This window comes from Streptomyces viridiviolaceus, assembly GCF_014650995.1.
Lineage (GTDB): Bacteria > Actinomycetota > Actinomycetes > Streptomycetales > Streptomycetaceae > Streptomyces > Streptomyces viridiviolaceus.
This window is the reverse complement of the sequence record NZ_BMWA01000044.1, coordinates 16,512-30,650: the sequence shown is the minus strand read 5'-3', so window position 1 is coordinate 30,650 and position 14,139 is coordinate 16,512. Positions and strand designations below refer to the sequence as shown.

Sequence of the window (14,139 nt, the reverse complement as noted above, 5' to 3'; positions counted from 1 at the left end):
GCTCAGCGCACCCAGCCCTTCCGGTACGCCGTCCAGTCCGCCTCCGTCGCCGCGAAGTCGATGTACAGGGCGACGCCGAAGCGGGCGCGGTCCGCGTCCGTGCGGGACAGGCCGAGGCGGACGCCGCGGACGGCGGCGGGCACGGTCTCGGCGTGGTTCCAGTGCCCGAAGCGGTTCTCGTGGAAGAAGGGCAGGCCCATCAGCAGGTCGGTGGTGGGCGGGGTGACCTCCAGGGCCAGGGAGGTCTGCTGGGCCACGTAACCGCCGTAGGTGCTCTCCAGGGGCTGCATGGTGTCGTACGACATGACGGCGATCTGGTCGACGCGACGGGCGACCTGGCCGAAGAACTCCTGCGACCACCACTTCGGGTGCCCGGTCAGGGTGCCCCAGACGGAGTGGAATCCCGGAAGCGGGTCGATCTGGTGGGCGGCCACCGACAGCTGCGCGTCCCGGGCGCGGGTGACGTCGCGCAGGTCGTCCAGGAGGGAGAGGTAGTTCCTGTCGCCGGAGTGCAGGGGCTCCAGGTCGAGGTGGACCCCGTCGTAGCCGGCGTCCAGGACCTGGCCGGCGGAGCGGACGACGGCGGCGCGGGTGGCGGCCCGCTCCAGCCGCATGCCGTCGGGGCTCTCGGTCGCGAGGACGTCGCCGAGGAACGCCTGGACGCGCACGCCGGGCAGCTCCCGGTGCACGGTGTCGGTCAGCCGGCGGGCCTTCGGGTACAGCGACGTCGGCAGGGTGCCGTCGTGCTCCAGCGGGCCGGTGTGGACGTACAGGTCGCGGATGCCGGTGGTCTTCAGGCGGCGGGCGAGGTCGGTGACGTCCGCGTCGTCCTTCCTGCCGTCGACCCAGGCGTGGCCGAGCCAGATCGCGTCGCGGTTCCTGGTGTACGTGCCGTCGGCGGGATCGCCGGTGTAGTTGATGCGCAGGGCCGTCTCGGCGGCGAGGACGGGCAGGAGGAGCGCGAGGACGAGAGCGAGGGCGGTGCGGCGGATCCGGCGGCTCCGGCCGAGCCGGGGCTTCGGTCCCGACTCGCCTTCGGCTTCCGGTCTCCCGCCGGGCCCGCCGGTACTCCCCGTGCCGGTCTCCTCGTCGGGGGCGGGTGCCCCCTCCGCCTGATCCGTGTGTCCGGTCTGCTCCACGGCGTTCCCCTCCCTGTCGCCCGCCCCGGTCGCGGTGCCGCGTTCCCGCTCATACGCTCCGAATGTGACGCCATCCTTCATCCGGGGCCGGCCGCGGAGTGCCACGCCGCACCCGTCCGTGCGGGTGGCGGACGCCCTGCTGGGCGCTACGGCCGGGGTGGTGTGGCTGGTGTTGCCGACAATGACGACGGGAACAGAAGTTCCGGTTGTGATCAAGGACCAGCGACCCGTCGCGGTCGCGCCCGCGCCGGACGACGGCGACGACGAGACGCCGACCGCCGACCTGGTGCTGCCGCTGATCGCGGTGGGCACCGCCGGTGTGCTGGCCGGATACGGCTACCTGCGCCGCACCCGGCGCGCGCGGACCCGTACGACACCCGGCGGGGCCGCGGCCGGGCCGACCGCGCCGCCGCCGGCCGCGCTCGACGAACGGACCCGGGTGGCGCTCGTCGAGGCCGACGACTGGGTGCGCACCGGCCACGAGGAGCTCTCGTACGCCGAGGCGCTGCACGGCACGGCGGCCGTGGCGCCCTGGGCCCGGGCCCTGCGGGAGGCGGGGACGGAGCTGTCGGCCGCGTTCCGAATACGGCAGCGGTACGACGACGGCCTGCCGGGGGACCCCACGGCCCGGCGGCACGCGCTGGCGGGGATCGCCGGCCGGTGCGAGGAGGCGGGGCGGCGGCTGGACACGGAGGCCGCCGGGTTCGACCGGCTGCGCGGCCTGGAGCTGGACGTCGGGGCGGCGCTGGAGGTCGCGGAGGCCCGGTTCCGGGAGCTGACCGCCCGTACGGCGGCCGCGCGGGCCACGCTCGCCGGCCTGGAACGGCGGTACGCGCGGTCCGCGACCGCCCCGGTCACCGGGAACGTCGAGCAGGCCACGGACCGGCTGGTGTTCGCCACGGCGCGCCTCAACCTGGCCCACCAGGCGGCGGACGGCACGGACCACGCCCGGGCCGCGGGGCACTTGCGGGCAGCGGAGGGCGCCGTCGCCCAGGCCGGCGTCCTGGTGACCGGCGTCGAGCGGCTCGCCGCCGAACTGTCGGCCGCCACGGAGCTGGTGCCGGCCGCACTCACGGGTGCGGAGGCGCTGCTCGCCGGGGAACGGGAACGGTCGACGGCCGGCGGTGAGGCGCGGGTGCGCCTGCGGTACGCGGACGGCGTGCTGGGCACCGTACGGGAGGAACTGACGGGCGGCCCGTACGATCCGCTCGGCGTGCTGCGCCGGATCGTGCGGGCGGTCGGGCCGTCGGCCGCCGCGCAAGGCGGCGTGCTGTCCGTCGCCGCCCTGTCGGTCGCCCGCAGCACCACGGCCGCCGCCGACGACGTCGTGGGCACGCACCGGGGTGCGGTCGGCGCCGAGGCGCGGACCCGGCTGGCGGAGGCACAGCGGCTGCTCGGCACGGACCCGCCCGATCCGGAGGCCGCGGACGCCCTGGCCCGGCAGGCCCGTGACCTCGCCGAACAGGACATACACCGGTACGGCCGCCCGGACGCCGGAGCGGCCGGCGACCCGAGCGGCACCGCCGGCGCCGTCCTCGGTGGGGTGCTGCTGGGCGGGGGCCCGGACGGCGGACCGCCCCCGAGCTTCGGCGGACCGCGCACCCGCGCCCGGCGGGGGACCTAGCCGGGCCGATCCGCTCGGGTCCCTGCCGCCGGCCGAGGTTGTCGCCGCCCCCTCACTGCGGCGTCAGAACAGGCCCTTGAACGTGTTCCAGCCACCGGTGCCGATCAGCACCCGGCCGCCGTACGTACCGGCTCCCGTGGAGGCGTACCGCCACAGCTTCCCGGCGGTGTCCCGCGCCAGCAGATCGGCGCGTCCGTCGCCGGACAGGTCAGCGGTCCCGACGAGAGCGGAGTAGACGTTCCACCCGCCGCCGACCCGCACCCGCGGGGTCACGCCGCCGGTGGAGGTCCCGTAGTACCGCCACAGCACACCGGCGGAGTCGAGCCCGAGGAGGTCGCCACGCCCGTCTCCGTTCAGGTCCCCGGCCCCGACGACCCGCTTGTACAGCTTCCAGTTCGTCTGGATCCGCACCCGGGGCTTCAGCCGGTGATCAGCCGTGCCGGCGTAGAAGTAGATGTCACCGGTCGCCGCCTGACGGGCGATCAGGTCGACGAACCCGTCCCCGTTGACGTCACCGGACGACGTCAGCTGGTCGTACTGTCCCCAGCCGCCCCCGATCGACGTGTACGGCGACGAAGCGGTGACGACCTTCCCGCACCCGGGGCGGTACGCCCGCAGCTGGTCCCCGACCCGCGCGAGCACGTCCCCGCACCGGTCGCCGTTCACGTCCCCGAAGGGCACGAGCACGGTGCCGGCCGGGAACCTGTCGCCGGATCCGGCGATGCGGGAGGACACCCCGCCCGCACCCGTACCCCGGTACAGGGACACGGCGCCGCCCGAGTCCGTCACCAGCAGGTCGCCGAACCCGTCGTCCCCGGCCATGTCACGCCAGGCGGCGGCGCCCCCGCGCACCGTCACGGTCCCGGAGACCGCGAGGTCGGCCCCCTGTCCGTCGGCCGGCTTGACGGCCAGGGTCCACGTGTAGGCACCGTTGGCCGCCAGCTGCCCGTTCGCGAACTTCCCGTCCCACGACGCGCGCACCAGACCGCGGGCCTCGCCACCGGTCAGGGTCCGTACGACCTTCCCGCTCCCCTTGGGCTTCAGCGTCAGCGACCACGAGGCCCCCGGCTTCGACAGCCACCACTGCGGCTTCCAGGCGCCGGCCTGCACATCGGCGGCCGCCGGGGTCTCGGCGTCGATGACCGCGATCCGGGAGGCGGGGACGCCCGACGGGACGATCCGCACCCGCCGGTCCGCGCCCGTGTAGGCGATGTGGCCGCCGAAGCGGTCGACGGTCCATCCGGCACGGCGCACGGTACGGTCCCCTAGCTCGGCGGCGGTGACGATCACCCGCTGGGGCAGGTCCGCCTCCGTGCCGCCGGCCGGGAGGCCGTCGTGCAGGTCGACGAGGGTGAGGCCGGCCGTGTCGGAGCGGCGGACCAGGTAGCCGTCGCCGAGGAGCGTGTCGTCGGCGCCGAGCTTCAGCGAGCGCTTGGCCTGCCGGTCGTAGAGGCCGCCGCTCTTGTAGGTGGGCCAGGAGTCGTCGCACTGCCAGTACACCCAGCGCCCCACGGCCTGGAGCTCGCGGGGGACGCACCCCGCGTCGAAGGTCTCACCGGCGGCGCCCGTCGACAGGTTCTTCGCCGCCACCGTGGTCGGCGCGTCCGAGCCGGGATCGTCCCAGCCGCCGTCGGCGCTCCACAGGGTGTTGCCCCAGACGGAGGCCGCGACCGGCTCCCGCTTCTGGAGCACGCGGCCGGTGTCGCCGTCCTTGAAGTGCAGGACCGCCTGCTGGCCGCCCCATGCCTGGTCCACCACGCCGAACCGGCCGGACAGGTCGACGAGTTCCGGGCTGCCGAGCCCGGAGGTCACCCGCGGACCCCAGGAGGCGGCGCCGTTCCGGTAGAGCATGGTGACGTCCTGCTCGGTGCCGGCCTCGCGGCCGTGGTGCCCGTCACCGCTCGCGAACATGGTCACGCAGTAGCCGTTCTCGGCGTCGCCGCAGTCGCTGTCGTGGCCCGACACGAGGCCGTCGACGGTCGAGTTCAGCTCTTCCGGGCGGCCGGAGGTCTTCAGCCAGGTGCTCCGGTAGCCGCCGACGTAGGTGTGCGGCATGAAGAGCTTCGAGTCGTCGGCCGTGGTGAGAATGCCGCTGCCCAGCGAGATACCGGCCGGCGCGGCCTCCCGGTCCTCGATGTCGGCGAGGCGCTTGCGGGTGACGGTGCCGTCCGCGGCGGGCGTGAAGAGGTAGTACCCCCAGTCGAGCGCGCCATAGTCGGTTCTCTTCTCGGCGCCGGCCACCAGCAGCGAGCCGTCGGGCGTCCGGTGCAGGGAGGTGGAGGCGACGGCCAGCAGGGACTTCAGGTGGTTCCCGTCGAGGTCGCGCAGGGACAGCTCGTTGCCCCGGTACTCGTTGTTGCCCGGGTTCGGCCGGGACACGGTGACGAGACCGCCGGCGAGGGGCCGGACGGTGTCGTCGTAGGACAGGTCCCGCAGGTCGAGGGTGGTCGGCTCCGCGTCCAGGTCGTCCCGGCGGTACACCTGGGCGGCGTAGGACTCCGGGGCGCCGAGGTGGAAGACGGTGTCCCGGTCGAAGGAGACGCTCTCGCCGTGCGTGGAGAGCGCCTTCAGCTTCCCGGTGGCGAGGTCGACGACCCACCACCCCTGGGACATCGTGGTGTCCTCCCACTTGATGCCGCGGACGGCGACGGACCGGGCGTCGCCTTCGCTGATGGTGAGGTTCCACCCCTCCGGCAGACCCTCCAGCTTCTGGTCCCGCACCTCGCCGTTCTCCCTGCGGAGCAGGTGCAGGCTCGTCTCGGCGTTCGCCGCACCGGTCCGGGTGATGACGGTGTCGCCGTAGGTCGCGACGTACGACTGGCCCTGCGGGATCGGGATCGTGACCGACGGCCCGTCGCCGGCCCGCTGCTGGAGCGTCACGTGCGGGGCCGGGGACTGGCCGTGGAGGGCCACCGTGTCGGAGCCGTGGCCGAAGTCCCCCGGGTACTCGGCGAAACGGAAGTCGTCCACGTCGTAGGCGAGCGGCTCGGGCAGCCGGTGGTCGAGGACGGTGGCGGCGCCGGTGGCGTAGTCGATCCAGCGCAGGCGGTCGTCGCCCTCCTGGGCGGTGAGGAAGCCGGTCTCGCCGGCGTTCAGGACGATGGTGGCGCGGGGCACGAAGCGGGCGCCCGGGCTGATGACGACGGGATCGGCGGATGCGCCGGGCACCTCGGCGACGGCCGTCCCCGCGGTGGCGCCGGCCCCGGCGGTCACGGCGAGTGCGACGGTGAGAGCGGTACGGCCGAGCGCGCGCCGACGGCGCCCGGCCCGCTTGTTCAGCGGACGAGTCACGAAAGAGTCCCTCCCCAGGGCGTTCGACGCAGGGGGGGCGCTCACGGAACCGCCACTCGGCCCTGCGCGAGCAGGGCGACAGTAGCAGAGGGCGATCACCGCGCGACATCCGGTTTCACACCTGGTCAGGGGGCCGACCTCGGTCCGCGCCGGACCGCCGGCCGATCCGAGCCGGAGGTGCCCGACTGTGCGGGCCGCCGTGACAGTGACCCGGGCGGAACGGCCTGGCCCGGGCCCTGCCGGTCCTCGCCGCCGCGCGCCGTCTCGCGCCGTCTCGCGCTCTCTGCCGTCGTCAGAACAGGCTCAGCAGTGCCTCCGCCGGGTCCGTCAGAGTGGTGTCGCCGCCCGGCAGGGGCAGTTCGAACCACACCGTCTTGCCGCGCGGGGTGCGCCGGGAGCCCCAGGCCGCGCTGAGCAGGCCGACGAGCTGCAGACCGCGCCCGCCCTCGTCGGTGTCGCGGGCCCGTCGGCGGCGCGGCTGGACCAGGCCGGAGTCCCAGACCTCGCAGACCAGGGTGCGGTCGAGGAGGAGGCGGAGTCTGATCTCGCCCTCGCCGTACCGCAGGGCGTTGGTGACCAGTTCGCTGACCAGCAGCTCGGTGGTGTCGACGAGCGGCTCCAGGTCCCAGCCGAGCAGCTGGGCGCGCGCGTACTCCCGGGCGCGGCCCACGCTGCGCGGCTCGCGGGGCAGGGTCCAGTCGCCGACGGAATCGGCGGGCAGGCCCTGGACCCGGGCCATCAGCAGCGCGATGTCGTCCTCGCCGTGGTGGGAGTCGAGGGTGTTGAGGACGTGGTCGCAGACGTCCTCCAGGGGGCGGGCAGGGTCGGTCAGCGCGCCCACGAACGCCTGGAGGCCCTCGTCGAGGGGGTGGTCGCGGCTTTCGACCAGGCCGTCCGTGTAGAGCGCGAGCAGGGCGCCTTCGGGAAGTTCGACCTCCACCTCCTCGAACGGCTCCCCGCCGACGCCGAGCGGCATGCCGGGCGGCACGTCCAGCATCAGGGCCGGCTCCCCCGGCTCGACCAGGACGGGCGGCAGGTGGCCCGCATTGGCGAAGGTGCACCTTCGGGTGACCGAGTCGTAGACGGCGTAGACGCAGGTCGCGAGGTACACCTCGGACAGGTCGGCCTCGCGGGGGCGGCGTGCCGCGCGCGTCGCCTGCTGGACGCCTCCCGGGGCGCCGAGACCGCGGGCGATCTCGTCCAACTGGGAGAGCACCTCCGCCGGTTCCAGGTCGAGCTGGGCCAGCGTCCGGACCGCGGTGCGCAGTTCGCCCATCGCGACGGCGGCGCGCAGTCCGCGGCCCATGACGTCGCCGACGACCAGGGCGGTGCGGTGGCCGGGCAGTTCGATGACGTCGAACCAGTCGCCGCCGACCTCGCTGGGCCGTCCGGTGGCCGCGTTGCCGGGCAGGTAGCGGCAGGCGATGTCGAGGCCGGATGCCTCCGGGTCTCCGGGCGGGAGCAGGGACCGCTGGAGTATGAGCGCGCGTTCGTGCTCGCGCCGGTACAGCCGGCCGTTGTCGATGCAGACGGCGGCCCGCGCGGCCAGCTCCACCGCGAGGTTCCGGTCGCGGTCCCCGAACGGCTCGCTGCCCTTGGTGCGGGCGAACTGCGCGAGTCCGACGACCGTGTCGTGGGCGACCATCGGCACGGCGAGCGTGGACTGCACGAGGCCGCCGTCCTCGGCGGGGACGGTGCGCGGGCGGGCGGTGCGCAGGGCGTCCGCACAGGGCGAGTTGAACGGGTAGTGGTGGACGGCGCCGAGCTGGACCCGCTCACCGGTGCCGTGGAACGGCGCGTCGGACACGGCGCTGGAGAAGGCGACGCGGCGCAGTTCGGCGCTGCCGTCGGCGAGGCCGGGCGGGGTCTCGTCGCCCGCCAGGAGTCCCTGGTAGAGGTCGACGGTGGCCAGGTCGCAGAAGCCGGGGACGACGACGTCGAGGAGCTGGCGCGCGGTGGTCTCCAGGTCGAGGGAGTTGCCGATGCGGGCGCCGGCCTCGTTGAGGAGGGCGAGGTTGCGCCGGGCGGCGGCGGCCTCACGGGCGGCGGCGCGGCGGGCGGTGACGTCGGTTCCGAGCCAGGCGACGCCGATGGGCCGGCCGGAACCGCTGTGCACGCGGTAGAGGTTGACGGACCAGTGGCGGCGCTCGTCGGTGCCGGGCACGAAACCGGTGACGTGCATGTCGGTGATGGAGTCACCGGTCTCCAGCACCCGGCGCAGGGTGGCGGTGACCCGGTCGGCCTCCGCACGCGGCAAGTAGTCGTGAACGCCCTTGCCGCGGTGGTCGTCGGGCGTGCCGCCGAAGACGGAGGCGAACCGCTGGTTGGCGCGGCGCACCCGGAGATCGGCATCGATCAGCAGGAAACCGAACGGAGATTGACCGAAAATGGCCTGCGAGGCGGCGAGGTCGGTCTCGATACTGCGCAGGGTACGGACGTCGACGACGATGCAGACGGCGGCCTTCTCGCCGTCCTCCGTCCGCGTCGGCATGACGTAGACCTCGGCGAGAGCGCGCTGTCCACGCTCGGTGCCGGTGTCGGGTGTCCGGAAGGGGACCACTCCGGTCCACTCCCGCCCGTCGAGGATCTCGGCCATCTTGCGCTGGCCCCGCTCCCGCAGGTCGGGGTCGATGAACGCCTCGATGGGGTCGGTTCCGACGGCGCGTTCGGCGGGGATGCCGAGCAACTGCTCGGCGCGCAGGCTCCACTGGTCGACGAGCCCGTCGGGGCCGATGGAGAAGGACGCGACCTTGATGTAGTCGTAGATGGAGCCGGGCGGGCTGCTCTGCCACATGGCGTCACCCGGCGACGCCTCGCCAGGGCCGGTGTCCGCCGCCGCAATGCCCGCGGCATCGGCCCTCACGCCGTCCGACGGGTCCTCGGACTCCGTGGCCCTCGCTGGTATCTCGCTCACGCGAACCGTCCCCTCCAGCTCACCGCGTCCGGCACCGGTCACCGGGGGCGGCTGCCCGCAGTATCCAGCACTACGGCGCCGCACAACACGGTGTTCACGATCACAGCACGGTCCCGATGGTTTTCGGTCCGGACCGTGACAACACTTCCAGTCTTCTAACCAGCGGACACGTCATCGAATCACGCGGGTCGACAACTGCCGCACGCCGCGGACGGACGGCCGGGGGGCGGGTCCGCACGACGGCACGTTCCGGCAGGTCGTCCGCCGCTCCTCACTCCGGTACCGCGAGCTCGAACCAGACCGTCTTGCCCGTCTCCGCCGGCCGGGTACCCCAGCGGCGCGTGGCGGAGGCCACGAGTTGCAGACCCCGGCCGCCCTCGTCGTCGGGGCCGGCGACGCGCTCCCGTGGCGGGTCCGGGAGCGGGTCGGACACCTCCACGAGCAGCACACCGTCCCGGTGCGAGCGCACCAGGCGGACACCGATGGGACCGGTGGCGTGCCGCAGGGCGTTGGTGACCAGCTCGCTGACCAGCAGGGCGGCGAGGTCGCCGACGCTGTCGAGGCCCCAGCCGCGCAGTCTCCCCCGGACCAGGGAGCGGGCCGCCCGTACGGCGTCGGGTTCAGCGGAAAAGGTCCACTCGACACAGTCGCCTTCGGTGTCGATCACACCGATCACTTCCCCGGCCAGCGATCCCACCCATGCCCGGTTTCGTGGGGTTAATGGGGACATACCCGGTATCCAGGCCCCGGTACCGTCGGAACGGCGCGCAGTGGCACGCGCGGCGTTCGGGACGCTCACGCCCGGTCCGCGCGGGGCCGCCGGAGCTACAGACCGAGCTGCGCGAGCGTCCGGCGGACGGCCGGCACGTCCTGCTCGAGCCACGCCACGTCCCAGATCTCGGCGGGGGCGAGCCAGCGCAGGGCGTCGTGGTCCTGGAGGGGTTCGGGGGCGGCCGAGCCGGGGAGCAGGCGGGCGGTCCACACCTGAAGAACATAGGGGGACTTCAGGGGCCACTGACCCGGGACGCGCTCACCGGGCTCGACGGCCACGCCGAGTTCCTCGCGCAACTCGCGCACGAGCGCCGCCTCCGGCGTCTCACCCGCCTCGACCTTGCCGCCGGGCAGTTCCCAGCGCCCGGCCAGCTCGACCGGCGCGCTGCGGCGCGCGGCGAGCAGGCGTCCGCCGTCGACCAGGGCGGCGCCCACCACGATCCGTTCCGTCATGCGCGCGAGCTTAGGACCCGGCCGGCCGACCGGGCCGACCGGCCGTGTCAGTCGGCCGGGCCCTTGCCGTTCTGGCCGATCCTCTCGACCCAGTAGAGCTGTTTGTGGCCGCGATCGTCGAGGGTGTCCGCGATCTTCTGGGCCTCCGCCTTCGTCGCGTACCTCCCCACCCGGTACCGGTTGCCGTTGTCGTCCTGCCGGACGACGAGCCAGGGAAGAGTGACCGTGCCGTCGTTCATCGCGCCCCTCCACTTCCCGTCCACGGCCCCCGCCGCGCCCCGCCCGCTAAGGAAACCCCGATCTGCATATGCCCGAGCCTACGCCTAACCTTTACGCAGCGAATACGGCTTTTCACAAAGAGGTACGCAACCGGCCAGAACCCAGGGGGCGCACGACGCCGAACGCGCCGTCGGCGCGCGCCGACGCCCACGCTCGGGTGCACATCGAACACCCCCGGAACGACCTGCGAGAACGGCAGGATCACCACACCGCGGGAACACGTCGGAGCGGCGCGGGCCGAGGGCGATCGCAGGAGAGCGGGCGAGAGGGCGCGCGACAGGCGTGCGCCATCTCACATCACGGCGGCGCTACTTGACAGGCAGGTGGTACGCCACCCGGTACCGGTCCGCCGGAACGACCACGTCGGCCGTCTCCACCGGGCGGCCCGAGGCGTAGAACGTGCGCTGGATGACCAGCACCACGTGCCCGGGGACGCCACCCAGGGCGAGCAGTTCCTCCGCGAGGCCCGGGCGGGCGCCGACCTCCTCGGTGACGTTGTCCACGACGACGTCGAGGGCGGCCATCCGCTCGACGACGCCCATGCCGCCGAGCGGGCCCTCCTCGGGCAGCATCACGGGCGTCCGGCCGGTGAGGGACAGGGGCTCCCAGGAGGTGGAGAGCATCATCGCCTCGCCACCCTCCCGGAAGACGTACCTCGTGCACATCACGCGGTCCCCGGGCGAGATGTCGAGCCGCTCGGCGACGGCGCCGCTCGCCTCGGTCTGCTCGCTGCGGGACTCCCAGGTGCCGCGCGCCTCGCCGTCGGCCTGCTCCTGCCGGAACGGCGTGGCGCCGCCCGACGGCCGGTACCCGGAGCGGGCGATGCGCCGGGGCACGGGCCGCTCACGGACGTACGTGCCCGAACCGGAGCGGCCCTCGACCAGCCCTTCGGCCATGAGCACCTTGCGGGCCTCCAGGGCGACGGTGTCCGAGACGCCGTACTCCTCGCGGATCCTGGCCTGGGAGGGGAGGCGGGTGTGGGGCGGCAGCAGGCCGTCGACGATCTTCTTGCGGAGATCACCCGCGACACGCAGGTACGCCGGCTGCTCACCGAATGTCACTGGCCGCTCCCATCAGGTTGTACAGACAGCAACAGCGTGGCAACCGTAGGTTGTGCCAGGCAAGCAAAGGCCAGAGAATCACTCGATGTGATGATTTCCCTGGCGGGAAGGCATTGCGCAGGCACTTTCTCCCCACGCCGGCCGCCCTCACACCTCCATGCCGGGCGCCTCTTCCCCGCCTCCGCCGTCCTCCTCGTACGCGGGCGGCGTCGTGGCCAGACCCAGGGCCTCGCGTGCGGTGACCGTCTTGCGGGCGTCGATGAGCTCGTAGCCCTTGTCGTAGTGCTCGTAGAAGGTGTCGGCGTCGCCGGCCTCCGCCGCCAGGGCCCACTCCTTCCGGGCCTCGTCCAGGTCCTCGACCAGGTCGGTCACCGGCTGCTCGGCGTCGGCGGGCCAGGAGTGCTCGCGCAGCATCCCGGCCTGCTCGGTGAGCGCGTCCGCCACCCGGTCCGCCCACTTCCGGTGCCCCGGCAGGTCGTCCTCGACGTACTCGGTGTCGGGCTCCGACTCCATGGCCGTGTTCAGGACACGGGCCGCCTTCAGATAGGTGAGCTGGTGCTCGTCGAGCGTCGTCTCGTCGTTGCGCAGCGAGCCGGTCAGGGTGCCCCGTTCGGCCGTGCTGCCCAGCAGGCAGATGACCTCCCGGTCGCCCACACGCCAGCTCTGCGGGGTGGGAGTGAGGTAGTAGACGTCGACGTCGGCGGGCAGGGCCCAGACGTCCATGGCGTAGTCGTCCTGGAGCGCGTAGCACTTGTCGTCGGCGGCCCGGGTGATCTCGTCGTCACCGGGGTAGGACCCGCCCGGCAGCTCGAAGACGGCGAACACCTCGCCGTCGTGTTCCTTCCCGCAAGGCACCTTGTCGACGTCGAACGTCACCCCCTCCAGGGAACCGCTGGGCGTGTTGAAGCACTGGCCCTCGGCGAGGGCGTAGGCCGTTCCCTCGCCCCGTGCGGCGTCCCTGAAACCCTGCCAGAAGTCCGCGGCGGCGCCCGTGGAGAGCGACACCACCCACAGGGCCAGCCCGATCGAGGACAGTACGGATCCGGCCACGGCCAGTCCCTTGCCCCGCTCGCCCTTCCGCTTGATCTGGCCCAGCGCGATCAGCCCCAGCACGAGTCCGACCGCGGGGACGAAGCAGAGGATGCCGAGGACGAGGGCGGCGATGGCGACGCCGTTGACGGGCGGCTGCCGGGGATACGCCCCGTAGGGCGGCGGGCCCCAGGCCGGGTGAAACTGCTGTGGGGCGTACGGCCCCTGGGGCTGGTGGGGCCCGGGGGGCGGCGGTATGGACACGGGTACCGTGCTCCTGACTCAGGCGGCGGTGCGGCGATGCGGCGACGAACGGCCCTGCGGCGCAAGGCCGTACGGCTGGGCGAATGGTAAGCGGGTGACGAGTGGGGGCGGTATGCGGGTCACGAACGCGACGATCCGGGCGGTGAACGGCCTCACCGCGCGCTGGGCGGGCGGTACGGCCGGCGGCACGGTGTTCTCCGCGCCCGGCGTATGGCCGCTGCTCGCCCTCCTGGCGGACGGTGCGGCGGGCGCCGCGCGGGAGGAGCTGGCCGAGGCGGTGGGCCTGCCCGCCGAGCGGTCGGCCGCGGCGGCCCGGGAGCTGCTCGCCGCACTGGCCGCCGTGCGCGGGCTGGACACGGCCCTCGGGCTGTGGACGAAGCGCACTCTGGAACTGCGCGAGGAGTGGGAGGCGGGACTGCCGGCCGGCGCCCACGGCGTCCTCACCGGGGACGAGGCCGCCGACAAGGAGGCGCTGGACGCGTGGGCGGCGAAGCGCACGGGCGGGCTCGTCGAGCGGATGCCGGTGGCGGTGTCACCGGACACCGAGATGGTGCTGGCGAGCGCGCTGGCGGTGCGCACGCGGTGGCTGCGGCCCTTCGCCGAGACGTACCACGTGCCGGAGGCCGGCCCGTGGGAGGGGCGTGAGCTGCAGGGCCTGTGGCGCCGGAGCACGCTCCTCGACCGGATCGGCGTGGCGGACACGCCCGGCGGACATGTCACCGAGCTGAAGGTGCTGGGCGACACCGCCGTCGACGTCCACCTGCTGCTCGGCGAGGACGGCATGACGCAGGGTCAGGTACTCGAGGCGGGGGTCGGACTCCTCGCGCGCACGTACCCGCTGGTGCCGGGCCCCTGTCTGCCGTACGGGGAGGTGGGCCCCGGCCTGAGTGTCGTGAAGGAGCGCTCCAGGAGGCCCGAGCCGCCGACGCTGGACGTCACGACGACGGCGTTCGGGGTGTCGGCCGACCACGACCTGCTGGAACCGCCGGAACCGTTCGGGCTCACGTCGGCCTCGCTGCCCGTCCCCGGCCACTTCCCCGGCATCAGCGGCTTTCCTCTGCACATCGGCTCGGCCCGGCAGTCCGCGGTGGCCAGGTTCGGCGCCCGGGGGTTCGAGGCCGCGGCGGTGACGGCACTGGGCGCCGCCGGAGCCGGAGTACCGCAACTGCGCTGGCTGCACACCACCGTCCGGGCGACCTTCGACCGCCCCTTCGGCTTCCTCGCCCTGCACCGGCACTCACGCCTCGTCCTCGCGGCGGGCTGGGTCACCGACCCGGAGCCGTACCGCGAGGACGAGGGAGATCACTGAGTCAC

Annotated in this window: 10 protein-coding genes; 2 read left to right on the top strand and 8 right to left on the bottom strand. The window is 73.7% G+C overall.

Annotation, left to right across the window (positions count from 1 at the left end):
- Window positions 1-2: 2 nt before the first annotated feature.
- Window positions 3-1,139, bottom strand: a complete 1,137-nt coding sequence (locus IE260_RS38525) for a glycoside hydrolase family 18 protein (RefSeq protein WP_189880548.1) — start codon at window positions 1,137-1,139, stop codon at window positions 3-5.
- 64 nt (window positions 1,140-1,203) lie between these two features.
- Here IE260_RS38525 and IE260_RS38520 point away from each other — a divergent pair, with 64 nt between their 5' ends.
- A complete protein-coding gene (locus tag IE260_RS38520; RefSeq protein ID WP_308434741.1) occupies window positions 1,204-2,763 on the top strand; it encodes a hypothetical protein in 1,560 nt (519 codons plus the stop codon).
- A 63-nt stretch (window positions 2,764-2,826) separates the two neighbouring features.
- On the opposite strand, the gene IE260_RS38515 is transcribed toward IE260_RS38520, so the two are convergent.
- From IE260_RS38515 to IE260_RS38485, 7 genes are all read right to left on the bottom strand, one after another.
- On the bottom strand, window positions 2,827-6,054 hold the full coding sequence (locus tag IE260_RS38515; protein ID WP_189880547.1) for an FG-GAP-like repeat-containing protein: 3,228 nt from the start codon (window positions 6,052-6,054) through the stop codon (window positions 2,827-2,829).
- A 292-nt stretch (window positions 6,055-6,346) separates the two neighbouring features.
- Window positions 6,347-8,968, bottom strand: a complete 2,622-nt coding sequence (locus IE260_RS38510) for a SpoIIE family protein phosphatase (protein ID WP_189880546.1) — start codon at window positions 8,966-8,968, stop codon at window positions 6,347-6,349.
- 271 nt (window positions 8,969-9,239) lie between these two features.
- Window positions 9,240-9,665, bottom strand: a complete 426-nt coding sequence (locus tag IE260_RS38505) for an ATP-binding protein (RefSeq protein ID WP_189880545.1) — start codon at window positions 9,663-9,665, stop codon at window positions 9,240-9,242.
- 128 nt (window positions 9,666-9,793) lie between these two features.
- Window positions 9,794-10,192, bottom strand: a complete 399-nt coding sequence (locus IE260_RS38500) for a (deoxy)nucleoside triphosphate pyrophosphohydrolase (protein ID WP_189880544.1) — start codon at window positions 10,190-10,192, stop codon at window positions 9,794-9,796.
- Window positions 10,193-10,239: 47 nt separating this feature from the next.
- Window positions 10,240-10,431 (bottom strand): SPOR domain-containing protein, encoded by a 192-nt coding sequence (locus IE260_RS38495; protein ID WP_189880543.1) that lies wholly within the window; start codon window positions 10,429-10,431, stop codon window positions 10,240-10,242.
- Between the two features lie 348 nt (window positions 10,432-10,779).
- Window positions 10,780-11,532 (bottom strand): GntR family transcriptional regulator, encoded by a 753-nt coding sequence (locus IE260_RS38490; RefSeq protein WP_189880542.1) that lies wholly within the window; start codon window positions 11,530-11,532, stop codon window positions 10,780-10,782.
- A gap of 147 nt (window positions 11,533-11,679) precedes the next feature.
- Complete coding sequence (locus IE260_RS38485) at window positions 11,680-12,825, bottom strand: DUF4190 domain-containing protein (RefSeq protein ID WP_189880541.1); 1,146 nt, start codon at window positions 12,823-12,825, stop codon at window positions 11,680-11,682.
- Between the two features lie 112 nt (window positions 12,826-12,937).
- Here IE260_RS38485 and IE260_RS38480 point away from each other — a divergent pair, with 112 nt between their 5' ends.
- The gene (locus tag IE260_RS38480) at window positions 12,938-14,134 is read left to right on the top strand and encodes a serpin family protein (RefSeq protein WP_189880540.1); all 1,197 of its coding nucleotides are present in this window, start codon (window positions 12,938-12,940) and stop codon (window positions 14,132-14,134) included.
- The last annotated feature ends 5 nt before the right edge of the window (window positions 14,135-14,139 follow it).

What these genes read in the sequence shown, in the direction of transcription:
- IE260_RS38495 (WP_189880543.1), bottom strand. Translation starts at nt 10,431, where the DNA reads ATGAACGACGGCACGGTCACTCTTCCCTGGCTCGTCGTCCGGCAGGAC.
- IE260_RS38480 (WP_189880540.1), top strand. Translation starts at nt 12,938, where the DNA reads ATGCGGGTCACGAACGCGACGATCCGGGCGGTGAACGGCCTCACCGCG.
- IE260_RS38500 (WP_189880544.1), bottom strand. Translation starts at nt 10,192, where the DNA reads ATGACGGAACGGATCGTGGTGGGCGCCGCCCTGGTCGACGGCGGACGC.